The organism is Streptomyces sp. NPDC003032, assembly GCF_053591415.1.
Map to the genome: position 1 here is coordinate 142,953 of NZ_JBSFTT010000011.1, position 26,003 is coordinate 168,955.

The window sequence follows — 26,003 nt, forward strand, 5'->3', positions numbered from 1 at the left end:
TCCGCACGCTGTAATGGGGCGGTGGATACAGGGATATGGGACGCGCTGCCGCCGGTCACGCGGGAGCGAGTGGACGAGCTGGTGGTCGCGGGGCGCCGAGTGTGGGCGGTCAAGGAGATTTGGCAGGCGTTCGACGGGGAGGGGTTCGCCGAGCCTCGCCCCGGCCTGAACGCGTGCCAGGACGTGGTGGCCGCTCGCCACGAGGTCCTGGCAGACCGGATCGCCCGTCCGGCCCGCCCCACGGTGACCGACCTCGCCGACCGCGTCAGCGCCGAACCGGGTCGCCCCGTGGTGATCGAGGCGGTCTGGGACGGGGATTCGAGTGGCTGGATGGTGGACCTCGTGGCCGTCTTCCCCGGCACGGCGGACGCAGCCGACCCTCACCGCGAGCTACGCCTCACGACCTTCCGTGAAGGCTCCGACCTGCGGATCTTCAACGGGCAGGTGCCTCCATGGCCGGAGGCGGAGGAGGCGCGGCGGGCCGGGGAGGCGCTGGCGGAGATGTTCGGCGTGCGCTTCCACTTCGCGAGCCCCGACGAGCCCGACGACCAGGCGCCCCGCTGGTGGGACACCCACTGAGCACCGCGCCCGCGACGGCGCCGCCCGATCCCGGAACAAGAGATTCGGGCTGACGTGTGTGACGGGCTCCTGAGCGGGCACTCGAAGATTGGGCCCCGCCGTGTCTCCCCCGTCGCGGCGGGGCTCCCTCATGACTTCTTACGGCTGCCTCCTGGCCCCAGGGTCCGAGCTGCCGCACCGTCGGGTTTCGCCCGCTCCGGCCCGGCTACCCGTGCGGGACCGAAGGGAGAGGTCCCGTGACAACCACGTCATCCTCACCGACCGTCCCGCACCCCGCGCACCGCGCTCATACCGCGCATCCCGCGCCCGCGAGCGAGCCGCGGGAGGAGCGCAGCCACCAGGATCTCGTCCGGTACCTGGAAGACCGCTTCGCCTGCGCGCAGGCCTGCGACGACTGCGTCCGCGCGTGCGCCCGGCGGCAGGGCCCCGCCGAGCCGGGCAACACGCCCCGCGTCGACACCGCCTGCGCCGACGTGTGCGACGCGACCTCCCGCCTCCTCGGCGAGCAGGCAGACCAGGCCGACCAGGACGAGCAGCGGGTCCGTATGCAGGTCGAATGGTGCCGCGCCATCTGCCTCCAGTGCGCGGACCTCTGCGACCTGCGCCCCGCCTCGGCCACCTGCGCGGAGGCCTGCCGACGCTGCGCCAAGGCCTGCGACGACTTCCTCACGACACTGGGTTGACCGCCCCGTCACCGGCATTCCCTATTTCTGAAACGCGTTCTACTGTGTGCGCCGTCATGCCTCAAGCCTCAAGTCTCAAGCCGTCGAGTCCGAGGCCGAGCGAGCCAGTAAGAGCCTGGAGGGGCCGTGCACCTCGAATACACGCCCGAGCAGCAGCAGTTGCGCGCCGAGCTGCGTGCGTACTTCGCCGAACTGGTGCCGGACAACGTCTACGCGCGCTACGCCGACCCCGCCGCCCAGAAGCGGTTCTACCGGGAGACCGTCCGGCGCCTCGGCGCGGACGGCTGGCTCGGGGTGGGCTGGCCCAAGGAGTACGGCGGGCGCGGGCTCACGCCCATGGAGCAGTTCATCTTCTCCGACGAGGCCGCGCAGGCCGGCGTCCCGCTGCCGCTCATGGCGCTCAACACCGTAGGCCCGACGATCATGCAGTTCGGCACGGAGGAGCAGAAAAGCTACTTCCTGCCGAGGATCCTCTCCGGCGAACTCGACTTCGCCATCGGCTACAGCGAGCCCGACGCGGGCACCGACCTCGCCGCGCTCAGGACCAGAGCCGTCAGGGAGGGCGACGTATACGTCGTCAACGGCCAGAAGATCTGGACGACCAACGGCGACACCGCCGACTGGGTCTGGCTCGCCGTCCGCACCGCCGCCCCCGAGGAAGGCGTCCCGCTCCACAAGGGCATCACCATGCTCCTCGTCCCGACGAGCGACCCCGGCTACTCCTGCACCCTCATCAACACCCTGGCCTCGCACGACACCACCGCGAGCTACTACGAGAACATCCGCGTCCCCGTCTCCCGCCGCGTGGGCGAGGAGAACAAGGGCTGGCGCCTGATCACCAACCAGCTCAACCACGAACGCGTCACCCTCGCCGCCCACGGCACCACGGCGATCCGCGCCCTGCACAACGTGCAGCGGTGGGCCATGGACACCAAGCTCGTCGACGGCCGCCGCGTCATCGACCTCGGCTGGGTCCGCCGATGCCTGGCGAGGACCCACACCAGGCTCGACGCCATGAAGCTCCTCAACTGGCAGATGGTCAACGCCGTCCAGGAAGGCACGCTCACCCCGCAGGACGCCTCCGCCGTCAAGGTCTACGGCTCGGAGGCGCGCCGTGACGCGTACGCCTGGCTGATGGAGGTCGTCGGCGCGGCGGGCGCCCTGAAGGAGGGCTCGGCGGGGGCGGTCCTCCACGGCGAACTGGAGCGCGGCTACCGCTCGGCCGTGATCTTCACGTTCGGTGGCGGGAACAACGAGATCCAGCGGGAGATCATCTCCTGGATCGGCCTGGGGATGCCGCGCGTCCGCCGCTAGCGGCCTCCGCGCGCCAGGGGGCGGTCGGGTCGTCGAAGATGCTGACGACCTGGCGCATGACGCGCCGTTCGGCCGGGTCGAAGGCCTGCTTGGCGTGGACGGTGCCGAGCTGGTCCCACATGACGATGTCCCCGGGCTGCCAGGTGTGGGCGTAGGTGTACTGGGGCTTGCCCGCGTGCGACAGCAGTTCGTCGAGCAGCTTGCGGCTGTCGTCGGGGGCGAGGTCCACGATCCGCTTGGTGTTCAGGGTGCTGATGTAGACCGACTGGCGGCCGGTGCGCGGATTGCGGGCGATCAGCGGGTGGATGGTGGAGGTGCCGTCCTCGGCCCTGATCTGTGCGGTGCTCTCGCCGAGGGACACCTCGCCCTGGAGCTCCTCCTCGATGGTCTCCTCGTACCCGGTGCGCAGGGCGTGGCGGACCCGGTAGGAGTGCAGGCGCAGGCGCTCTTGGGGCGACAGCGACTCGTACAGGGCGTACATGTCGGTGAAGAGGGTCTCCCCGCCGCCCGAGGACGGCACTTCCACGGCCTCCAGGAAGCCGACCTGGGAGACGCGGGGGCGGAAGGAGTAGTCGGTGTGCCAGCCCATCCACTCGGCGTCGCCGACGCCGATCCTGCGACCGTCCTCCACCAGGTTGGAGACGATCAGGATCTCGTTGTGGTCGGGGTGGGCGCCGCTGGTCAGACCGGTCTTCGGGATGTAACCGAAGCGGCGGCCGAAGGCCAGGAACTCCTCGGAGGAGGGCGTCTCGTGGCCGCGGAAGACGAGTACGAGATGCGCGTCGAGCGCCGCCCAGATCTCCTCGGACCGGGTCTGGTCCATGTCGCCGGTGACAGGGGCGCCGTGCACGACGGCGCCGAGAGCGGCGCCCGGTATCGGCGTTATATCCATGGGCGTTGCCGCCTTTCGCAGAAGGGTGGGGTGGTCAGCGCAGTTCGAGGCCGGCGAGGTCGCCCGCCTCGCGCCAGCGCCTGAGGATGTTCACGAACTCCACCGAGCCGCCGCCGTAGCTGGAGTTGAGCAGGGGCAGACCGCCCGGGTCGCCCTCGTTGTTGTAGAGGCCGGGCGTGCAGTTCTCCAGGAAGTCGGTGTCGTTGGCGGCGAGCCGGAGGATCTCCTCGACCCACTCCTTCTCACCGGCCTCGGACGCCTCCACGACCCGGTGGCCGCGCTCCTCGACGCACTTGACGATGTGCGCGAGGTGCCGGGTCTGCTCGCCCAGCATGTAGGCGATGTTGACGTGCCGGCCGGCCTGGACCTTGGAGAGGATGAAGCAGTTGGGAAAGCCGTTCACCTGGAGTCCGTGCAGGGTGTGCGCCCCGTCCGCCCACTTCTCCGACAGCTTCACGCCGCCGCGGCCGACGATGTCGTAGCCGGCGCGGTCGGTGTACGGGACGGCGAACTCGTGCTCGTAGCCGGTGGCGAAGATCAGGCAGTCGACCGGGTACTCCCGGCCGTTCGCGACCACCCCGGCCGGGGTGAGCCGCTCCACGCCCTGCCCCTGGGTGTCGACCAGGGTCACATTGGGACGGTTGAAGGTCTGGAGGTAGCCGTCGTGGAAGCAGGGCCGCTTGCAGTACACGCGGTAGTACGGCTTGAGGGCGGCGGCGGTCGCGGGGTCGGTGACGACGCTGTCGATGCGGGCGCGCAGCTCCTCCATCTTGAGGAAGTCCGCCCGCTCGGCCGCGAGCGCCCGCTCCTTCGGGTCGCCCCCGGTGTCGCCGGTGGGCAGGATCGCGGCGGCCAGCTTGGCCGTGGTCTGGGTCCAACGGTCCTGGACCAGGTCCTCGTCCTGCGGGACGCCGGAGGTCAGCGCGTGGAAGTTCTCCATCCGGCGCTGCTGCCAGCCCGGTTCGAGGCTGTCCGCCCAGTCGGGCGGGGTGGGCCGGTTGCCGCGGACGTCGACCGTGGGCGGTGTGCGCTGGAAGAGGACGAGCTGCTCGGCCCACTCGGCGAGGTGCGGGGCGAGCTGGATGGTCGTCGAGCCGGTGCCGATGACGCCGACCTTCTTGTCCTTCAGCTTCGTCAGGCCGCCGGTGCTGTCGCCGCCGGTGTAGTCGAAGTCCCAGCGGCTGGTGTGGAAGGAGTGCCCGGCGAACGTCTCCAGGCCCGGCAGCCCGGGGAGTTTGGGGCGGTGCATCAGACCGATCGACATGGCCACGTACCGGGCCCGGATCAGATCCCCGCGGTCGGTGCTCACCAGCCACTTCCCGGCGGCCTCGTCCCAGCGCAGCTCGGTGACGGTGGTCTGGAAGAGGGCGTCGCGGTAGAGGTCGTACTTGTGGGCGATCTGTTGGAGGTGGGCGAAGATCTCGGGCCCGGTGGAGTACTTCTCGGTGGGTATCGTGCCGATCTCTTCCAGCAGCGGCATGTAGATGTAGCTCTCGACGTCGCACCGGACGCCGGGGAAGCGGTTCCAGTACCAGGTGCCGCCGACGTCACCGGCTTCGTCGATCAGCCGGATGCGCTCCAGGCCCGTCTCCTCGCGCAGACGGGCGCCGGTCAGCAGGCCGCCGATGCCGGCGCCGACGACGGCGACGTCCACCTCGTCGGTGAGCGGCTCGCGCTCCTGCCGCTCGGTGTAGGGGTCTCGCGCGTAGCGGCTGAAGTCACCGCGCGCGAACTGGTAGGTGCGACCGACGCTGCGCTTGTCGCGCTCCTGCCGGTACTTCTCCCTCACCGCCTCCAGGTCGATGGTCGGTGTCTCATCGCTACGGTCGTCGCTCTCGGCGCGGGCCACAGCTCCTCCTCGGGGCAAGGGGACGGAAGGGAAACAGCGGGTGTCAGCGGGGGTCGGGGAGCTTCAGGCTGATCACGAGAACGGTCACCGAGAAACACGTCAGCAGGGCGAGAACGAGCACGGCCGCCGACGCCGTCGACAGCGAACCCGCCAGGGACAGATAGAGGGTTCCGCCGACGGTCGCGCCCAGCGCGGTCGCCATCTGCTGGCTGGTCACCAGCACACCGCTGCCCATGCCGGCCTGCGCGGGGGGTACGTCGGCGAGGATCATCCGGAACAGTGTCGGGCCGGTCAGCGCCGCGCCCACGCCGAAGAGGGCGATCCCGACGAGCACTAGTGTCAGGGAGGGGTGCGGCCAGCCCAGCCGGATCACCAGGGCAAGGAGCAGCAGGCCCGCGCCCTGGACGAGGGCGCCCAGGGTGACGATCCGGCTGCCCAGCGCCGCCGCGATCCTCGGGGTGAACCGCGCCACCACGAAGAACGCCACGGCGAACGGCGCGAGCACCCCGCCGGAGGCGAGCCCGTCGAGGCCGAAGTGACCCTGCGCGATCAGCGCGTAGACGAACAGGAAGGCACCGAAGCCGGCCGAGAACGGCACCATCGCCGCGAGCCCTCTGCGCATCCCCGGATGGGACAGCACCGACGGGGACAGCAGCGGTGAGCCGCCCCGCGCCTCCAGTCCGCGCTCGACCCGCGCCAGCGCCAGCGCCCCCACGGCGGCGACCCCGAGCAGCGACCACAGCCACAGCGGCCAGCCCAGTTCGGGGCCGGCCACGACCACGGCCAGGACACAGACCATGGTGACACCGAACAGCAGGGTGCCCAGCGGGTCGAAGCCCGGCTTCGCGTCGGCCTTGGTCGCGGGGACGCGTCGGACGGCCAGCAGCGCGGCCACTCCGATCGGCACATTGATCGCGAAGACAGACCGCCAGCCGATCCCGGCGACGTCCAGCGAGACGAGCAGACCGCCCAGGATCTGCCCGATGACCATGCCGAGGGCCGCGGTCGCGCCGTACATGCCGATCGCCCGGGCGCGCGCCTGGCCCTCCGTGACCGCCTGGATCGTCGCGAGCACCTGCGGTACGAGCATGGCGGCGGCGGCGCCTTGCAGCAGCCGGGCCGTGACGAGGAACTCCATGGTCGGGGCGAGTCCGCACAGGGCCGAGGTGACGGTGAACGCCGCGAGCCCGTAGGCGTACAGGCGCCGCCTGCCGAAGGCGTCGCCGAGTCGGCCGCCAAGGACCAGGCCGAGGGCGTAGGTGAGGCCGTAGCCGGACACCACCAGCTCCAGTGCGGCGGGACCGCCGTGGAGGTCGTCACTGATCGGGGTCAGCGCCACATTGACGATGGAGGCGTCCACGATGGACAGGGCGTACCCGGTGAGCACCACCATGAGGGCGATGCCACTGAGCCCCGCGGCGGCGGGTTCCGGGCCGGCCGAGGGCTCCGGTGTCGCGTTGGGTCCTTTCAGAGGGTTGGACCCCTTCAGAGGGTTGGACCCCTTCAGAGGGGGGAGGCCCTCGCGTTTCGTCATGCGCTTCCTACCCAGGTGTGGTGTTTGTGGGGGGACCGTTCAGGCGGGTGCGGGGGTGACGACATCACTCGATGGTGGCGGGGGTGCCGGTGATCTTCGAGAAGATGCCCTTGGAGGGGTCCTTCGCGGACTCCGGCCACGGGGTCAGGGCGTTGAACCCGCGGTGCGAGGAGGCGGGTTGGACGCGGGTGTCCATCGACATCCGCATGCCGGCCGGGTCCACCGAGACGTTCGGGATGGACTTGTGACACATGAAGGCGTGGAAGAGGATCACGTCGCCCGGTTCCATGGGCGAGAACAGCAGCTGCTCGTCGGCGCCGAACTCCTCCGCCGGGATACCGCGTACGGGGTGGCCGAAGCGGCGGAAGTTCTCGGTGACGACGTGCTCGCGCGGACCCTTCTTGTGGCTGCCGTCGGCGACGGCGACGCCGCCTATGTCGCGGGTCGTCGGGAGCAGCGGTATCCAGGCGGTGCGGAAGTCCTTGTTCGGGCCGATGTAGAAGCCGTCCTGGTGCAGCGGCGTCAGGAAGCTCGGCTCCGCGGAGCCCGCGGCGGAGGGGTAGTAGCGGATCGTCGTCGACTTGAAGACGAAGACGGGCTCGCCGAAGACCTTCTCCCAGACCTTGCGGGTCGAGGGGTGGTTCCACAGGTCGTCGTACTTGACGTAGTCGTGCATCGCCACCTCGTCGACCGCCTCGAAGGAGTCGATGGTGAGGGTGTCGAGCGTGGTGCCGGGGGCGGCGTGGCCGAGTGCGATCAGGCCCTCCAGCATCTGCTCGGCGGCGCTCCGCACGAGTGCGGGGTCCAGGGCGCCGCGCAGATAGACGTAGCCGTGCTCGTCGTAGAACCGGTCGAGGCCCTCACGGTCGTCGAGAAGAGGCGTGCAGTCGACGTAGTCGCTGAAAGTGTCCGTCATGATTCCTTGTCCTCGTGACGTCTGTGCGGGGGTCAGAAGGTGACGGGCAGTTCGTCGAACCCGCCGGTGATCCGGTGCTCCTGCCAGCGCAGCGACTCCTCCGGTACCGCGAGCCGCAGGTCGGGCAGTCTGCGGAACAGCCGCTCGAACACCGCGGTCAGCTCGATCCGGGCCAGCGTGCGGCCGATGCAGTGCCGGGCGCCGTGCCCGAACGCCAGATGTGACCTGGGCTTCTCCCGGGTCAGGTCCAACAGGTCGCCGTCGGGGAACGCCCGGCTGTCGTAGTTGGCCGCGCCGATGGCCAGCTTCACCGCGTCTCCGGACCGGATCACTGTCTCGCCGACGGTGATGTCGCCGTGCGCGTAGCGGGGTATCAGCGCGTTGGATCCCTTGCCGCCGACGCCTAGGCGCAGGATTTCCTCGACCGCGGCCGGCGCGAGTTCGGGCTTCTCGGCCAGCAGGGCACGCTGGGCCGGATTGCGCAGCAGCAGCAGGGTGCCCAGGTCGATACGGACAATGGTGGTCTCGTAGCCGAACAGCAGCACGGCGTTTCCCAGGTGGGCGATCTCCGCATCGGACAGCGAGCCGTCCTTGTCGGCGATCAGCTCGGACAGGATGTCGTCGCCCGGCTCGGTCCGCTTGCGCGCCACCAGTTCCGTCATGTAGTCGACAACCTGTTGAAAGGTGTTCGCCGAGTGCGTGTTGTCGCTCTGGTCGAATGTGCCTCTCGCCCACTGCCCGAACCGCTCCCGGTCGGCCAACGGCACGCCGAGGAGATCGCAGATCACCATGGTCGGCAGCGGAAACGACAGCGCGTGGTGCAGGTCGGCCGGCGGAGTGCCGGCGGCCAACTCGTCGAGCAGCTCGTCCACGTGGTGCTCGATCCGGGTCTTCATGAGGCGCATCCGGCGAGTGGAGAACCGAGGCACGAGCAGCGCGCGCATCTGCGCGTGCCTGGGGGCCTCGGTGTCGTAGTCGTCCCCGGCCATCAGCGCGACCATGAATTTCCTGGCCGCGCTGTTGGCCGACCGCTCCGGATGGGGATTGCTGAGACCGAGTCGACGGTCGGCGAGCAGTTTCCTCACCTCGTCGTAGCGGGTGACCAGCCAGGCCTCTTCACCGGCGATCCGCACCTTGGTGATCGGCCCCTCCTGCTGCAGGGCGCGCATCCGGGGCGCGATGCCGATCACGGCCGGGTTGTCGAACGGAAACCTCGGAAGTTCCTTCATGCGGTCATGATCATAGGCTTCGGTTTTTTGTGTCAATAAGCTTGAGACCTGAATTTCGCCGTTCTTTTGCGTCGGCGAGAAATAGCAATGCGAGGTGAATACCTGCGCGTCAGCAGGCTATTTCATCGGTAATCAGTTGCATTCCCGCCGACGCGCATTCCTCACCTTGTGCCATTGACGTGGGTCGACGCGCCATTGCGCCATGGAGGCCGGGTGCGGCCCGCGTACCGCCGCAGGCGCCGCCCTCCGATGCTTCAACGAGCTTATATAAGTGAGCCCTAGTTTTCTAGGGACCACCTCGTCCCGGCGTCAGCGCACGTGGTGCAGCCAGCCGTCCGGGTCGGCGACGCGGCCGTGCTGGAGGTCGACCAGCGCCTGGCGCAGCTTCCGTGTCACCGGGCCCATCTCGCCGTCTCCCACGGTCCAGTCACCGCCCTCGCCGTCGCGCACGGTGCCGACCGGCGTGAGCACCGCGGCCGTACCGCAGGCGAACACCTCGGTGATCTCGCCGCTCGCACATCCGGCGCGCCATTCGTCGACCGAGACGGGGCGTTCGCCGACCCGGTGGCCGAGGCGCGCGGCGAGGCGGAGCAGCGAGTCGCGGGTGACGCCCGGCAGCAGGGTGCCGGTCAGCGGGGTGGTGGACACCTCGGCGTCGGGACCGCTGCCCCGTACGAAGAACAGGTTCATGCCGCCCATCTCCTCCACCCAGCGCCGCTCGACGGAGTCCAGCCACACCACCTGCTGGCAGCCGGCCTCCTGGGCCCGGCGCTGGGCGACGAACGTCGGGGCGTAGTTCGCGGCGCACTTGACGTCGCCCGTGCCGTCGGGCATCGCACGGCTCTGCGTACGGCAGATCAGCACGGACACCGGGCGCACCTCGTCACCGAAGAAGCCGCCGGCCACGAACGCGAGGACCAGGAACCGGTAGTCCTCCGAGGGGCGCAGCATCAGGTTCACGTCGGTGGCGAACATCAGCGGACGCAGGTAGAGGCTGTGGTCCGGGTGGTCGGAGAGCGCGCCCTGATCGGCGGCGACGACCTGGTCGACGCCCTCCATGTACAGGTCCTCGGGAAGCTCGGGCATGGCCAGGCGCGCGGCGGAGCGGCGGAAGCGGCGGGCGTTCTCCCGCGGCCGGAAGACCGCGACCGCCCCGTCGGCCTGACGGAACGCCTTCATGCCCTCGAAGATCACCTGGCCGTAGTGCAGGCCTATGGTGGCCGGGTGCAGGGACAGGTTCTCCATCGGCTGCAACGAGCCGTCGTACCACCCGCGTTCGGGGGAGTACCGCATGGAGTAGAGGTGCTGGGTGAAGGCGTCCCCGTGGCCGGGCGAGGCGGGCTGGACGGTGGGGTGCTCCAGAAGCGACGTCATGGTGATCTCCTTGTGCGTGGGCGGGTTCGGGCGGGTGAGGTGGTCAGACGAGCGGGGCGGAGAAGAACGTCTCGCGGCGGTCGATCAGGTTCTCGGGGGTGAGTGAGAAGAACTCGGCGAAGCGGTGCTTGGCCGGTGTGCCGTCGTGCAGCACTCCCTCGAAGGAGCCCTTCACAGCGACCTCGTCGCCGCTCACCACCACGGAGTCGAGCTGGTGGCGGCCTTCGCGGATGACCCGCTCGTGCGTGTAGAAGTGCTCGACACCGGACCGGCCCAGTACCGGGGGATAACCCGGGCGGTGGTACGTGGAGTCCGGGGCGAACATCGCGACGAGACCGGGGATGTCTCCGGAGTCGACGAGTCGGTAGAACTGGTGCATCACGGCGGCGGTCATCGTGGGTCTCCTTGGCCTGCGTGGTCGTGGTCGAGGTCGAGGTGGGCGTCGAGCACGGACGCGATCCGCGCGATCGGCCCAGGGGCGGTCATGTCTCCGTGCCGGCAGTCGATGGCGTGCGGCTCCAGGTCGGCGACATGGGGCAGCCACGCGTCCGGCGTGGGCGCCTCGTCCGTCTTGCCGGCGGTGGCGTGGAAGAACAGCACGCGCCCGGCGTAGTACGTGGGCGGGCCGGCGCAGCTGAGCGTCAGGTGGTGCGCGAACACGTCGCCGAGCGTCGCCGGGGCGCCGATGCGCTTCCGGAACGCCTCGGGCGTCAGGTCCGCGTGCCCCAGCGACTTCCGCAGGGCGTCCTGGACTTGTGGATCGTCGGCGGTGAAGGACGCTCCGGTGCCGACGGACGGGTAGCCGTCCAGCATCGCGAGGAGCGCGACCTCCTCGCCGTCGTCCCGCAGCGAGGCTGCCATCGCGTGCGCGACGCCCGCGCCGAACGACCAACCCAGCAGGTGATAGGGCCCGTTGGGCTGGACGGTGCGGATCCGGGCGAGGTAGTCCGCGGCCATGGTGGTGATCGAGTCGGGCGCGGCGTCGGGTTCGGACAGGCCATGGGCCTGGAGGCCGTAGACGGGCCGGTCCGGCAGATGGCGCAGCAGCCCCGAGTAGACCCAGCTGATGCCGGCCGCCGGGTGTACGCAGAACAGCGGCGGCCTGGATCCTTCGGAGCGCAGCGGCAGCAGGACGGCCAGTCCGTCATCCGCTCGGGACGAGGTGTCTACGGGGGACGACGTGTCCATGCGGGACGCCAGGGCGGCGGGCGTCGGCGCCTCGAACAGGGTCTGGATGCCCACGCGCACCCCGAGGCGGGCCTCGATCCGCGCCGTCAGCCGGGTGGCAAGGAGCGAATGCCCGCCCAGGTCGAAGAATCCGTCCTCGACGCCCGGCGCAGCGGCCAGACCGAGGACTTCCGCGAACAGGTCGCACAGGGCCTTCTCCGTCACCGTGGCGGGTGCCCGGCCGGCGGTCGGCGTGTACTCCGGTGCGGGCAGCGCGCGCCGGTCCAGCTTGCCGTTCGCGGTGTACGGCAGGGCGTCCAGGAGGACGACGGCGGCCGGCACCATGTGCCTGGGCAACTTCGCGGCGAGGTGCTCGCGCAGGGCCGCCGGGTCCGGCGCGGTGCCGGTGGCCGGTGCGGCGTACGCGACGAGCCGTCTGTCGCCGGGACGGTCCTCCCGTACGACGACCGCCGCCCGCGCGACCGACGGGTGCGTGGTCAGCGCGGCCTCGATCTCTGCCGGTTCGACGCGGAAGCCCCGCACCTTGACCTGGCCGTCGGCACGGCCGAGGTAGTCGAGGGTGCGGTCCGGCCGCCACCGTACGACATCGCCCGTGCGGTACATACGGGTCCCCGGCAGCCCGTACGGATCGGCCACGAAGCGCTCCGCCGTCGCACCCGGGGCGCCCAGATAGCCGAGGGCCAGGCCCGCCCCCGTCAGATACAGCTCGCCGACGCCGCCCGAGGGCATGAGCCGGAGACGGTCGTCGAGGACGTAGCCGTGCTTGCCGGGAAGGAACCGGCCGATCGGCACGCGGGTGTCGTTCCGGGCGTCGTCTTGGGCGTCCCGGGCGTCCGCCGCCTCCGTGACGATGTGGGCCGTGGTGAAGCCCGTGCTCTCCGCCGGCCCGTAGCCGTTGACGAGCCGTAGCTCCGGGAACTGCGCCCGCGCGAGCGCGAGGTGATGCGCGGACGCCGGTTCGCCCCCGGTCAGCGCGTGGCGGACGGTCGCGAAGACCTGCGGATGCTCGTCGAGCACATGGTTGAACAGGCTCGCCGACGCGTCGAAGACGGTGACGCCGTGCTCGACCACCAGCTCGGCGATGACGGCCGGGTCGACCTGCGCGCCGGGCAGCAGGACCGACGTACCGCCGTGCAGCAACGGCCCGAACAGCTGGGTGCCGAAGGCGTCCCAGGACACCGGTGCGCTCTGCAGCCACACCTCACCGGGGCCGAAACCGGCGTACGTCTGTCCCGTGAGGGTCGCGCCGACGGCTCGGTGGGAGGCCACGACTCCCTTGGGCACGCCCGTCGAGCCGGAGGTGAACATGACCACCGCCGGGTCTTCGGGCCGCACCGTGCGCGGCGCCGGTTCCGTGTCGGAGGCGCAGGCGCAGGCCGAGGCGGACGGCACGTCGGCGATGTCGACGCACCGGCGCCCCAGGACCCGCGACGACGAGGACGAGCCGACCACCGTGCGGATGCCGGCCCGGTCGAGCACCGAGCACAGCCGCTCCGCGGGGAACGCGGTGTCCAACAGCGTGTAGCAGGCGCCCGTCTTCAGGACGCCGAGCAGCGCGGCCACCATCGCCGGACCACGGTCGAGATGAATGCCCACCACGTCACCGGGCCCCGTGTCCAGGTGGCGGGCGACCCGGCGGGCGTGGTCCTCCAGCTCCGCGTACGTGGTGCGGCGGCCCGCGTGCACCAGGGCCGTCGCCGCCGGTGTGCGGGAGCACTGCTCGGCGAAGAGCTCGTGCAGGCAGCGCTCCTGTACGCCCACGTCCACGGCCATGGCCGCGGCCGCGGCCGGTGAGGTGAGCATCGTCCGCTCCGCGTCGCCCAGCACCGCAAGCTCGCTCAGCCTCGGCGACGGATCCGCCGCGACCTGCGCGAGCAGCCGCTCAAGGCGGCGCGCCAGCAGCTCCGCCGAACCGTGCTCGTACCGGCTCGCCGCGTACTCCCAGGTGACCTCCAGGCCGAGCGGCTCGCCCGCGGCGGACCGGGATTCGCGCACCCCGACCGTCGTGTCGAACTTGGCCGTCCCGGTGCCCTGTTGAGCCGGCTCGACCCGCAGTCCGGGCCACGCGGAGGGCTCGCCGACCTGAGTGGTGAGCACCAGCATCACCTGGAACAGCGGATGACGTCCGAAGACCCGTGCCGGATTGGCCTCCTCGACGACCCGCTCGAACGGCACGTCCTGGTGGGCGAACGCGTCCAGATCGGTGGCGCGGACCCGGTCGAGCAGCTCGGTGAAGGACGGGTCGCCGGAGGTGTCCGTGCGCAGCACCACCGTGTTGACGAAGAACCCGACCAGGTCGTTCAGGGCCTCGTCGGACCGTCCGGCGACGACCGTGCCCAGGGGCAGATCGGTCCCGCCGGTCATCCGCGTCAGCAGCGCGGCGACGGCTGCGTGCACCACCATGAACAACGTCGTCTCCGACCGCGCCGCCAGGTCGAGCAGCGCCCGGTGCGTCTCGGAACCGATCCGCACCGACACGCTGCCGCCGCGCCGGTCGGGGTGCGCCGACGGGGGACGGTCCGCGGGGAAACCCGCTTCCTCAGGAACGCCGTCCAACGCCCGGCGCCAGTAAGCGAGCTGACGGGACAGCAGGCTGTCCGGGTCCTTCGCCTCTCCCAGCACTTCCTGCTGCCAGTACGCGAAGTCCGCGTACCGCACCGGCAGTTCCGGGAACTCCGGAGCGCTCCCCGCCACGCGCGCGGTGTACGCGGCCGCCAGGTCGCGTGTCAGGGGAGCGATGGACCAGCCGTCCCCCGCGATGTGGTGCACGAGCAGCAGGAGTACGTGCTCGTCGGTGCCCGGGGACGTGAACAGGGTGGCGCGCACCGGCGGCTCCGCCATGAGGTCGAACACGTGGCGGGCCGCGCGATCGAGCGCGGCCGCCGGATCGTCGGTGCCGCTCCCATCGACCACGTCGAGCCGGAGCGCACCAGGCGGCATGATCCGCTGCCGGGGCGCGCCGTCGACCTCGGGGTAGACCGTGCGCAGCACCTCGTGCCGGGCCGTCACGTCGGCCAGCGCCGCCCGCAGCGCGGCCACGTCCAGCTCGCCACGGAGCCGCAGCACGACCGGAATGTTGTACGCGGGCCCGGGCTCGGCCCGGTCGAGGAACCACAGCCGCTGCTGGTTGTGCGACAGCGGGGCCGTTTCGATGGACATGGTCACCGGACCTCCTTCTACGGACACGGTCACTGGACCTCCTCCTGCCTGGGGCGTCGCCGCAGCGCGGGCCGCACCGGCGCGGCCCGGTCGAGCCGGCCGGCCAGCGCGGCCACGGTCCGCGCCTCGAACACCGTCTTGAGGGACACCTCGGCCCCGAGGACCGACCGCACCCGGCTGATCAGCCTGCCGACCAGCAGCGAATGACCGCCCAGGACGAAGAAGTCCTCGTCCACGCTCACGGAGTCCAGGTCGAGCAGTTCGGCGAACAGCTCGCAGAGCACCGTCTCCTCGTGGGTCCTGGGCGCCCGTCCCGCGGGGCGCTCGCCGAGGTCCGGCGCCGGGAGCGCCGCGCGGTCGAGCTTGCCGTTGGGGTTGAGCGGCAGCCGGTCGAGCAGGACGTACGCGCCGGGGCGCAGATGCTCGGGCAGGCGCCGCTGGGCGTGCTCGCGCAGGGAGGCGTCGTCCAGGCCGCTGCCCGGCTCGGGCACGACGTACGCGACGAGCCGCTTGTCGCCCGGCCTGTCCTCCCGGACGACGACGGCGCCGCGACGCACCCCCGGATGCGCGGTGACCGCGGCCCGCACCTCGCCCGGCTCGATCCGGAAACCCCGGATCTTCACCTGGTCGTCGGTACGTCCGACGAACTCCAGTACCCCGTCGGCCCGTCGGCGCACCAGGTCACCGGTGCGGTACATGCGCGTCCCCGGTGCTCCGTAGGGGCAGGCCACGAACCGTTCGGCGGTCAGGGCCGGTTCGCCGAGATAGCCGTGTGCCGAGCCGACGCCGGCGACGTACAGCTCACCGGGCACGTTCGGCGGCACCGGCCGCAGCCGGGCGTCCAGGACGTAGGACCGCTTGCCCGCGAGGGACGTGCCGATCGGCACCGTCCTGGCCGGCGTGACCTCGGCACGCACGTCGTGGCAGCTGGTGAAGATCATGTGTTCGACCGGGCCGTAGGCGTGCACGAGCCGGATGTGCGGATGGTCGCGCAGCAGCCGGGCCGTGTGGTCCGGCGACACCGCCTCGCCGCCCGTCATCACCTGCCGCAGCCGGCCGAAGACGTCGGGGTATTCGTCGAGCAGGAAGTTGAACAGGCTCGTCGACAGGAACACGGTGGTCACCGCGTGCCGGCGCACCAGACGGGCGATCTGCTCCGGCTCGGGTGCCGGGCCGGGCTGGAGCACACAGGTGGCGCCGTGCAGGAGCGGGCCGAACAGCTCCATGGCGAACGCGTCCCACGGCATCGGCGCGCATTGGAGCCACACCTGGTCGGCGCCGAAGTCGGCGTACGTCTGGCCGAGCAGTGTGCCCGTGATGGCCTTGTGGGGAGCGACGACTCCCTTGGGCCTGCCCGTCGAGCCGGAGGTGAACATCACGCACGCCGGATCGTCCGCGGCGACCGCCACGTCCGGGGCGCCGTCCGGCAGGGGGCCGGGGGCGCCGCCCGGGTCTGCGCCGATGTCGAGCACGGGCCGGTGCGCGTCCAGGCGGGCGGCGCCGTCGGCGTCGGTGACGAGCAGGGCCGCGTCGGCCGCCTCCAGGATCGCCGCGACACGGTCGTCGGGGAACCTCGGGTCGAGCAGCGAGTAGCCCGCCCCCGCCTTGAGTACCGCGAGGACGCTCACAACCAGGTCGATTCCCCGGTCCAGCAGGACGGCCGCGAGCCGGCCCGGCCCCACGCCGCGTGCGGTGAGGCGGTGGGCGAGGCGGTTCGCCCGGCGCTCCAACTCGGCGTATGTGACGCGCTGTTCCTCGAAGACCAGCGCGGTCGCCCCAGGGGTGGCGGCGGCCTGTTCGGCGACGGCCTCGTGGACGCAGCGGCCGTCCACGCCCGGCCGCGCACCGGCCCACTCCCCGACGAGCACGTCGTGCTCGCCCGGCGTCAGTATGTCAAGTCCGCCGACCCGCACCTCCGGGTCGGCGGCGGCGTGCCTGAGCACACCGGCCAGGCGGTCCACGAGCGCCTGCGCGGTCGCCCGGTCGAACAGGTCGGTGGCGAACTCCACGCGGCCGCCGATGCCCGCGGGCCGGGCGTCCTCGTCATGGTGCTCGTCGAGGGACACCACCAGGTCGAACTTGGCGCTTTTGGTGCTCACGGGAGCGACCGTGGTGCGCAGGCCGGGCAGTCGTACGTCGGCGGCGGTGTTGTTCTGGACCACCAACACCGTTTGGAAGAGGGGGTGTTGGTGTGCCGTGCGCGCCGGGTTGACGTGCTCCACGATCCGCTCGAAGGGCACGTCCTGGTGGTCGAACGCCGCGAGGTCGCTCTCGCGGACCCGGGCCAGCAGCTCGCGGAAGGTGGGGTCGCCGCCGGTGTCCGTACGCAGGACGAGGGTGTTGACGAAGAACCCGACGAGGTCGTCGAGGGCGGCGTCGGTCCGCCCCGCGACGGGCGTGCCGAGGGGGATGTCGGTGCCGGCGCCGAGCCGGGTGAGCAGTGCCGAGAGCGCGGCCTGCGCCACCATGAACAGCGTCACCCCGTGCGCACGCGCCAGGTCGAGCAGCGCCGCGTGCGTCCGGGCGTCGAGCGAGACGTCGACGGTGTCGGCGCGTCCGGTGGCCGCGTCCGGACGCGGCCGGTCGGCGGGCAGGGGCACCTCGTCCGGCAGGCCCGCCAACGCCTTGGCCCAGTGAGCCAGTTGGCGCGACAACAGAGAGTCCGGGTCGCAGCCGTCGCCCAGCAGCCGCCGCTGCCACAGGCTGTAGTCCGCGTACTGCACCGGCAGCGGCGGCCAGTCCGGGGCGCCGCCGGCCGACCGTGCCGTGTACGCCGCCGCGAGGTCTTCCAGCAGGGGCCGCATCGACCAGCCGTCGGCCGCTATGTGATGCAGGGTCAGCACCAGCACATGGGAGCGCGGACCGGTCCGCAGCACCGCGGCCCGGACGGGGAGGTCGGCGGCCAGGTCGAAGGCGTACCGGGCGGCCTCGGCGACCGCGTCGTCCACCTCGCACCCCGAGACCTCCCGGCACGGCACCTCCAGCCGTATCCCGTCCGCCGGTCCGATCACCGAGACGGGCACCCCGTCGACCGGGCGGAACGTGGTGCGCAGCGCCTCGTGCCGGGCCACCACGTCCGTGAGGGCCGCGCTCAGCGCCTCCAGGTCCAGGTCGCCTTCGAGCTCCAGGGTGTGGCTCACGTTGTACGCGGCGTTCGCGCCGTGCGTCCGGTCGCCGTGCATCCGGTCGAGGAACCACAAGCGGTGCTGCGCGGCGGACAGCGGCAGCTCCGCGGGCCGGTCCGCCGCGGTCAGGGCCGGCCGCGCCGCGGCAGCGGTGTCGACGACGGCGGCCAGCGCGGCCGGCGTCGGGCGGGCGAACAGGTCCCGCAGCCCGACCTCGGCGCCCAGCGCCGAGCGCACCCGGTTGACGAGCTTGGCGCCGAGCAGCGAATGACCGCCCAGGGCGAAGAAGTCCTCGTCCGGGCCGACCGCGCCCGCCCCGAGCGCCTCGCCGGTCCCGAGCACCTTGCCGGTCCCGAGCACCTCGGCGAACAGTCCGCACAGGATCTGCTCGCGCACCGTGCGGGCGGCGCGGCCCTCGCACGGGCCGTCCCCGTCCGCCGAAGGGCCCGGCTCGGGCAGGGCGGCGCTGTCGAGCTTCCCGTTCGGCGTGAGCGGGATCTCGTCGACGCGTACATAGACGGCCGGCCGCAGATGCTGCGGCTGCCGGTCGGTGAGATACGCGCGCAGCTCCGTAAGGTCGAGTTCGCCCTCGGGCACGACGTACGCCACCAGCCGGTCGTCCCGAACGACGACCGCGCAGCGCCGCACCCCCGGATGCTCCGTCACATACGACTGAACGGCGGCCGGTTCGATCCGGAAGCCGCGCACCTTGACCTGGTCGTCCGTACGCCCCAGGTACTCGATGGCGCCGTCGGCACGCCAGCGGCCCAGATCGCCGGTGCGGTACATGCGGCCGCCGTCCGGCGCGGCGACGAACCGCTGTGCGGTGGGCGCGGGCTGACCCACGTAACCGTGGGCCAGGCCCGGCCCGCTCATATAGATCTCACCCGGCACACCCATGGGCACCGGACGCAGATCGGGTCCGAGCACCCAGGCCCGCTTGCCCGCGATCGGCCTGCCGACGGGGACGGGGGAGTCCTCGGTGGTGATGTCGTGGGTCAGGGTGAAGATGGTGTTCTCCACCGGGGAGTAGCCGTTGACGAGGCGCAGGCGCGGGTGGCGCTCCAGCAGGGCCCGTACGTGCGGCACGGACGCCGCCTCGCCGCCGGTCATGAGGTGGCGCACACCGGCCAGAGCGGCCGGGTGCTCGTCGATCAGGTGGTTGAGCAGGCTCGCCGAGAAGTGCGCCGTGGAGACGTCGTGCTCGGTCAGCAGCCGGGCGATGACGCCCGGGTCGGTGGAGTGGCCCGGCTGCAGCACGCACGTGGCGCCGTGCAGCAGCGGCCCGAGGAGTTCGAGGGCGAAGGCGTCCCAGGACACCGGGGAGCACTGGAGCCACACCGCGCCCGCGCCGAAGTCCGTGTACGTCTGATCGAGGAGGGTGGCGGTCAGCGCCCGGTGCGGGGTGAGCACGCCCTTGGGTGTGCCGGTCGAACCGGACGTGAACATCACGCACGCGACATCCTCCGGAGCGACCACGGTGTCCGGGGCGCACCGGGGAGCGGCCGCGATCGCGTCGGCGTCCGCGTCCACCAGGACCTGCGGCGTGGCCGGGACGAGACCGGCGAGGTCGCGTGCGGTCACCACCATCGGGGCGCTCGTCCGGTCCAGCGCCTCGGCAAGACGTGCCGCGGGGAACCGCGGGTCGAGCATCGTGTAGCCGGCCCCGGCGGCCAGCGCGCCGAGAACGGCGACGGCCAGCTCCTCGTCGCGCTCAAGCAGGACCCCGACCACGTCCCCGGGACGCACCCCGCGCCCGATCAGATGGTGCGCCAACTGGTGTGCCCGTTCCGCGAGTCGGGCGTACGTCACCCGCTGACCGCCGCATATCAGGGCCGTCGCCTCGGGGGCGCGTGCGGCGTGTTCGGCGACGATCGCGTGGACGGGGCGCGGGTCGGACGCGCGTACGGAGCCGGTCCACCGCTCGGACACGGCGAGCCGTTCCCGCGCGTCCATCACGTCGAGGGCGCTGAGCGGCAGCTCCGGATCGCGGACGGCCTCCGCCAGCAGACGGGTGAACCGCTCCATCATCAGCTCGGCGGTCTTGCGGTCGAACAGGTCGGTGGCGAACTCCAGATACCCGGCCAGACCACCCCGGCTCTCGTGCAGCGACAGCGTCAGGTCGAACTTGGCCGCCAGGTTGGGCACATCGATGGGAGTGCAGCTGGTGCCCGCGAGTGCGGCGGCCGGGGACGTGTTGTTCTGCAGGACGACCATGACCTGGAACAGCGGGTGCCGGTCGGTGGCCCGGACCGGGTTGAGATCCTGGACGAGCTGGTCGAAGGGCAGGTCCTGATGGTCGTACGCGGCCAGGTCGGTGCCGCGGACGCGGCGGAGCAGTTCGGTGAAGGTGGGGTCGCCGCCGGTGTCCGTGCGCAGCACCAGGGTGTTGACGAAGAAGCCGACCAGGTCGGCGAGTGCCTCGTCCGCGCGGCCCGCCACAGGGGTGCCCAAGGGGATGTCGGAGCCGGCGCCGAGGCGGGTCAGCAGGGCCGCGAACGCCGCCTGGACCACCATGAACGAGGTCACGCCGTTGGCCCGGGCGAGCGCCGACAGCGCCGTGTGCACGTCCGTGTCGACCCGCACCGGAAGGGACTCCCCCCGGTGGGTCGGGCGGGCCGGACGCGGCCGGTCCGTCGGCAGGTCGAGCTGGTCCGGGATGCCCGACAACCTCTCGCGCCAGTAGGCCAGTTGCTGATGGGCGAGGGAGTCGGCGCCGGCCGGGTCGCCCAGGTGTTCCCGCTGCCAGAGTGTGTAGTCCGCGTACTGCACCGGCAGCGGGCGCGAGGCCGGAGCCGAACCGGTCCTGCGGGCGGCGTAGGCGGTCGCCATGTCGTCGAACAGCGGACGCAGTGACCAGCCGTCCCCCGCGATGTGGTGCAGGGTCACGAGCAGGGTGTGCTCCTGTTCGCCGGTGCTCAACAGCAGTACCTTCAGGGGCGGTTCGGCGGCCAGGTCGAACACATGCCGGGCCGCCGCGGTGACGGCCTCCGCCACCCCCGAGGCGGCGACGGCCGACGCCTCGAAGACGCCGTCCAGTTCCTCCGCGCCCAGGACGCGCTGGTAGGGCACCCCGTCCGCGACCGGGTACACGGTGCGCAGCGCCTCGTGCCGCAGGACCGTGTCCGTGACGGCGGCCCGCAGCGCATCGCCGTCCACCGGGCCCGCGACCTCGACCGCGTACTGCACGTTGTACGTGCTCGACCCGCCCTCGACCTGATCGAGCAGCCAGAGCCGGGCCTGCGCGGCCGACAGCGGCACCCGCTCGGGCCGCTCGGCCGCCACCAGAGCGGGCCGGGCACGCCCGCCCGAACCGAGGACCGCGTCGAGCGCGGCGGGCGTACGGTGGGTGAACAGCTCACGGATGCCGACCTCGCAACCCAGCGCCGCCCGGATCCGGTTGATGAGCTTCGCGGCGAGCAGCGAGTGGCCGCCCACGTCGAAGAAGTCGTCCTCGCGTCCCGCCTCCGGCAGGCCGAGCACCTCCGCGAACAGCCCGCACAGGATCTCCTCGCGCGCGGTGCGCGCGCCCTCGGAGGCGGTGGGGACCTGCTCCGGCACCGGAAGAGCGCTCCGGTCGAGCTTGCCGGTGGCCGACAGCGGTAGCCGGTCGAGGACCACGTACGCGTTCGGCCGCAGATGCTCGGGCAGGTGCCCGGCGACATGGCGGCGCAGGGACGGTACGTCCGCCGGACCGTCCGGAACGACGTAGGCGACGAGGATCTTGTCCCCGGGCCGGTCCTCGCGGACGACCACGGCGCTCTGCCGGACACCGGGATGCCCCTCGACCACCGCGCGCACCTCGCCGGGCTCGACGCGGAAACCGCGGATCTTCACCTGGTCGTCGGAGCGGCCCAGGTACTCCACGGTGCCGTCGGCACGCCAGCGGCCCAGGTCGCCGGTGCGGTACATGCGCCGGCCCGGCTCGAACGGGCAGGCCACGAACCGCTCGGCGGTCATCCGTGGCTCGTGCAGATAGCCGTGGGCGAGTCCGGTGCCGGACATGTGGATCTCGCCGGGAACACCGGCCGGGACCGGTTGGAGGTGCTCGTCGAGGATGTACACGCCCTTGGCCGCGACCGGCCGCCCCACCGGGATCGGGCCGACGGTGTCCGCCGGGGCGATGGGGTGGGTGAGCGTGAAGACGCAGTTCTCCACCGGCGAGTAGCCGTTCACCAGGCGCAGAGCCGGATGCCGGTCGAGCAGACGCGCCACGTGCGCGACCGAGGCCGGCTCGCCGCCCGTCAGCACCGTCGTGATGCCGTGGAAGATCTCCGGGTGCTCGTCGACGAGGTGGTTGAGCAGACTGGCCGAGAAGTGCACGGTCGTGACGGAGTGCTTGGTGACGAGCTCGGCCACCACGGCCGGGTCGGTGGCGTGTCCCGGATGCAGGACGCAGGTGGCGCCGTGCAGCAGCGGCCCGAAGAGTTCCAGGGCGAAGGCGTCCCAGGACACCGGGGAGCACTGCAGCCACACCTGGTCCGCGCCGAAGTCGGCGTACGTCTGTCCCAGCAGCGTCGACGTCAGCGCGCCATGGGGCGTCACGACCCCCTTGGGCCTGCCGGTGGAGCCGGAGGTGAACATCACACACGCGACGTCCCGCGCCGACACCGGTACGTCCGGCGCGGTCCGCGGCCGCCGTCCCACCGACTCGTCGTCGACGCGCACCATCCCGGGGAAGCCCAGGTCGGGCACCGAGACGACATGCGCGATCCCGCCCTCCTCGACCAGCCCCGCGAGCCTCGCCCGCGGGAAACGGGGATCCAGCATCGTGTACGCCGCGCCCGCCTTGAGCACGGCGAGCACCGCCACGACGAGGTCGCGGTCCCGGTCGAGCAGAATGCCGACCACGTCACCCGCCCGGACGCCTTCACCGATGAGGTGATGCGCCAACTGGTTCGCGTTCGCGTCCAGTTGGGCGTACGTCAGTCGTGTGTCGGAGGACAGCAGCGCGGTCGCTCGGGGTGTGCGCGCGGCCTGTTCGGCGATGACCTCGTGGAGGGGGCGGCTGATCCCGTCGTCGGAACGGCCGCTCCACTGGTCGAGCAGCAGGTTCCGCTCCGCCGGTGTCAGCAGCTCCGCGCGGCCGATGGAGGTGTGCGGCGCGGCGGCGAACACGGCGAGGGCGCGGGCCAGCAACCGCGCGAAGCGCTCGGCGGTGCCGCGGTCGAACAGGTCGGTCGCGTATTTGAGGGTGCCGGTGATCCCGTCGCCCGACTCGGCCAGATCGAGGGTGAGGTCGAACTTGGCCACATCGAGGTCGACGACCTCGTGCTCGGCGCGCAGCCCTGTGAAGTCCGCCGTGCACGGCGGGGTGTTCTGCAGGACCAGCATGATCTGGAAGAGCGGGTGACGCGACAGCGAGCGCTCGGGGTTGAGTTCCTGGACGAGCTGGTCGAAGGGCAGGTCCTGATGGTCGTACGCGGCCAGGTCGGTGTCGCGGACACGGCGGAGGAGATCGGTGAAGGCGGGGTCGCCGCCGGTGTCCGTGCGCAGCACCAGGGTGTTGACGAAGAAGCCGACGAGACCGTCCAGCGCCTCGTCGCTCCGCCCGGCGACCGGGGAGCCGAGGCAGATGTCGGTGCCCGCGCCGAGCCGGGTCAGCACGGCGGCCACCGCGGTGTGCAGGACCATGAACATGGTGCTTCCGGTGTCCCGGGCCAGGGACCGCAGACGCTCGCGCGTCCGCGCGTCCACGGAGAACGGCACCGTGTCCCCGTGCGGGCCGCGCACCGCGGGCCGGGGGCGGTCGGTGGGCAGGGTCGACTCCGCGGGGAGCCCCGCGAGGACGGACTTCCAGTACGCGGCCTGCCCCGCCAGCGCGCTCGCCGGGTCCTCCGGCGTGCCCAGGGCGTCGCGCGCCCACAGGGAGTAGTCCGCGTACTGCACCGCCGGCGCGGGCCGAGCGGGCTCGGCGCCCCGCACCCTGGCGTTGTACGCCTCCGCGAGATCGCGCAGCAGCGGCGCCGTCGACCAGCCGTCGCCCGCGATGTGGTGCAGCACGAGCAGCAGGACGTGATCGTCGTCCGCGAGCCGCAACAGATGCGCGCGCAGCGGAATGTCGTACGCGAGATCGAACGCCACCGAAGCCAGCTCGCGCACCCGGGAGTCGAGGCCGTCCTCGGTGACGTCGCCGACCGTCCATGGCACGTCGGCCCGGTCGAGCACCCGCTGCACCGGCACGTCCCCGACGACAGGGAAGACGGTGCGCAGCGCCTCGTGCCGCCCCACCACATCGGCCAGCGCGACCCGCAGCGCCCGCGCGTCCAGCGTGCCGCGCAGCCGAAGGGTGAGCGGGATGGTGTACGTGGCGCCGCCCTCGACCTGATCGAGGAACCACAGCCGCGCCTGGGCGAAGGACATCGGGACCGGGTTCGGCCGCTCGGGCCCGCGCACCAGGGCGGGGCCGGCCGCGGCCGCGGCACCGACACGCCGCGCCAGTTCGCGCGGGGTGCGGGCGGCGAAGACGTCGGTGACGCGCAGCCGCACCCCGAGCGTCGCGCGGACCCTGCCGATCAGGGTCGCGACCAGCAGCGAGTGGCCGCCGAGTGCCAGGAAGTCGTCGTCCACGCCCACCGACGCGACCCCGAGGAGCTCCGCGAACAGGGCGGACAGCGCTTCCTCGGTCGCGGTCCCGGCGGCGCCGCCCGCACCCGTGACCACCGCCGGTTCGGGCAGGGCGGTCCGGTCGAGCTTGCCGTTGGCGGTCAGCGGCAGCGCGTCCAGCTGTACGTACATCGACGGCACGAGATGCTGGGGCAGCAGGTCGGCGGCGTAGGCGCGCAGCTCCGCCACGTCGAACGGACGGTCGGTGACGGCGTACGCGACCAGGCGCCTGTCGTCCGGGGCGGCCTCCCATACGGTGACCGCGGCCTGCCGTACGAGCGGATGCGTGGTCAGGGCCGCCTGGACCTCGGCGGGTTCGACGCGGAAGCCGCGGATCTTGATCTGTGCGTCGGCCCGGCCGAGGAACTCCACGGCTCCGTCGCGCAGCCGCCCCAGATCGCCGGTGCGGTACATGCGGCCACCGTCCGGCCCGGCCACGAACCGCTCGGCGGTCAGACCCGGCTGCCCGAGGTAGCCGTGGGCCAGTCCCGCGCCCGCCATGTAGATCTCGCCGGTGTCGCCCTCCGCGACCGGGCGCAGATCCGGCCCGAGGATCCGTACGGACTTGGCGGCGAGGGGGCGGCCGACGGGAATGGTGGTGTCGGTCGGCCGTATGCGGTGGGTCAGGGTGAAGACGGTGTTCTCGACGGGGGAGTAGCCGTTGACCAGGTGCAGATCGGGCCGGCGGTCCAGCAGCGCGTGCACATGCCGGGGAGAGGCCGTCTCACCGCCCGTCATGACCTGCGTGACGCCGTCGAAGGTGTGCGGGTAGGCGTCGACCAGGTGGTTGAGAAGGCTGGCCGAGACGTGCACGGTGGTGACGCCGTGCTCGTGGATCAGCTCCGTGATGGCGGACGGGTCCGTGGTGTCACCGGGCTGCAGGACGCAGGTCGCGCCGTGCAGCAACGGCCCGAAGAGCTCCAGCGCGAAGGCGTCCCAGGAGACGGGGGAGCATTGCAACCACACGCGGTCGGCGCCGAAGTCCGTGTATGTCTGCCCGCACAGGGTCGCTGTCAGCGCCCGGTGCGGAGTGACGACGCCCTTGGGCCTGCCGGTGGAGCCGGAGGTGAACATCACGCATGCGGAGTCCTCGGGCGACACGGCGACGCGCGGCGAGAAGTCCGGCCGGGCCGCCACGTCAGGGGCGGACGGGTCCACCGTCGACCAGCGCGGGGCGGCGAAGACGCCGCCCGGCTCCGCGACGACGGTACGGACCCCGGCGTCCTCGCACACCGACACCAGGCGCCTGGCCGGGAACCGCGGGTCCAGCATCGTGTACGCGGCGCCCGCCTTGAGCACGGCGAGCACGGCGACGACGAGGGGGATGCCCCGGGGCAGGCACACGCCGACCACGTCACCCGGGCGCACACCGTCCGCGACCAGGTGGTGGGCCAGCCGGTTGGCGCGCTCATCCAGGTCCCGGTAACCGACCCGGGCGCTCCCGCAGACCAGGGCGGTCGCTTCGGGGGTGCCCCCGGCCCGGCGCTCGAACAGTTCGTGCACGACGTCGGCTTGCTGTGGCCTGATCACCGCACCTCACTCCTACCCGTCTCGG

Annotated in this window: 12 protein-coding genes; 3 read left to right on the forward strand and 9 right to left on the reverse strand. The window is 71.9% G+C overall.

What is annotated here, in order from left to right; genetic code table 11:
- The first annotated feature begins 21 nt into the window (after nt 1–21).
- The 3 genes from ACWDZ7_RS17910 (at nt 22) to ACWDZ7_RS17920 (ending at nt 2,576) form a co-directional block, all read left to right on the forward strand.
- Nucleotides 22–579 (forward strand): hypothetical protein, encoded by a 558-nt coding sequence (locus tag ACWDZ7_RS17910; RefSeq protein WP_451797932.1) that lies wholly within the window; start codon nt 22–24, stop codon nt 577–579.
- Between the two features lie 236 nt (nt 580–815).
- Entirely contained in the window at nt 816–1,262 is a 447-nt protein-coding gene (locus ACWDZ7_RS17915) for a ferredoxin (protein WP_451514031.1), read from the forward strand.
- A 126-nt stretch (nt 1,263–1,388) separates the two neighbouring features.
- Nucleotides 1,389–2,576: an acyl-CoA dehydrogenase family protein gene (locus tag ACWDZ7_RS17920; protein ID WP_451797933.1), complete on the forward strand. Its 1,188-nt coding sequence runs from the start codon at nt 1,389–1,391 to the stop codon at nt 2,574–2,576.
- Here ACWDZ7_RS17920 and ptlD read toward each other — a convergent pair.
- From ptlD to ACWDZ7_RS17965, 9 genes are all read right to left on the reverse strand, one after another.
- A complete protein-coding gene (gene ptlD, locus ACWDZ7_RS17925; protein ID WP_451797935.1) occupies nt 2,533–3,468 on the reverse strand; it encodes a neopentalenolactone/pentalenolactone F synthase in 936 nt (311 codons plus the stop codon). The genes ACWDZ7_RS17920 and ptlD overlap by 44 nt on opposite strands.
- Nucleotides 3,469–3,502: 34 nt before the next feature.
- Nucleotides 3,503–5,317 carry a neopentalenolactone/pentalenolactone D synthase gene (gene ptlE, locus ACWDZ7_RS17930; RefSeq protein ID WP_451797936.1) on the reverse strand — a complete coding sequence of 605 codons (1,815 nt, stop codon included), beginning with the start codon at nt 5,315–5,317 and terminating at the stop codon, nt 3,503–3,505.
- A gap of 43 nt (nt 5,318–5,360) precedes the next feature.
- Nucleotides 5,361–6,851: an MFS transporter gene (locus tag ACWDZ7_RS17935; protein WP_451797938.1), complete on the reverse strand. Its 1,491-nt coding sequence runs from the start codon at nt 6,849–6,851 to the stop codon at nt 5,361–5,363.
- A gap of 64 nt (nt 6,852–6,915) precedes the next feature.
- Nucleotides 6,916–7,767, reverse strand: coding sequence for a 1-deoxypentalenic acid 11-beta-hydroxylase (ptlH, locus tag ACWDZ7_RS17940; RefSeq protein WP_451797939.1), 852 nt, complete (start codon nt 7,765–7,767; stop codon nt 6,916–6,918).
- A gap of 32 nt (nt 7,768–7,799) precedes the next feature.
- Nucleotides 7,800–8,996 (reverse strand): pentalenolactone synthase, encoded by a 1,197-nt coding sequence (gene penM / locus ACWDZ7_RS17945; protein WP_451797940.1) that lies wholly within the window; start codon nt 8,994–8,996, stop codon nt 7,800–7,802.
- A 309-nt stretch (nt 8,997–9,305) separates the two neighbouring features.
- A complete protein-coding gene (locus ACWDZ7_RS17950; RefSeq protein ID WP_451797942.1) occupies nt 9,306–10,370 on the reverse strand; it encodes a branched-chain amino acid aminotransferase in 1,065 nt (354 codons plus the stop codon).
- A 43-nt stretch (nt 10,371–10,413) separates the two neighbouring features.
- Nucleotides 10,414–10,764: a nuclear transport factor 2 family protein gene (locus ACWDZ7_RS17955; protein ID WP_451797944.1), complete on the reverse strand. Its 351-nt coding sequence runs from the start codon at nt 10,762–10,764 to the stop codon at nt 10,414–10,416.
- Nucleotides 10,761–14,717, reverse strand: coding sequence for a non-ribosomal peptide synthetase (locus ACWDZ7_RS17960; RefSeq protein WP_451797946.1), 3,957 nt, complete (start codon nt 14,715–14,717; stop codon nt 10,761–10,763). Before ACWDZ7_RS17960 ends, ACWDZ7_RS17955 begins: the two co-directional genes overlap by 4 nt.
- Nucleotides 14,718–14,746: 29 nt before the next feature.
- A complete protein-coding gene (locus tag ACWDZ7_RS17965) occupies nt 14,747–25,978 on the reverse strand; it encodes an amino acid adenylation domain-containing protein (RefSeq protein ID WP_451797947.1) in 11,232 nt (3,743 codons plus the stop codon).
- Nucleotides 25,979–26,003: the final 25 nt, after the last annotated feature.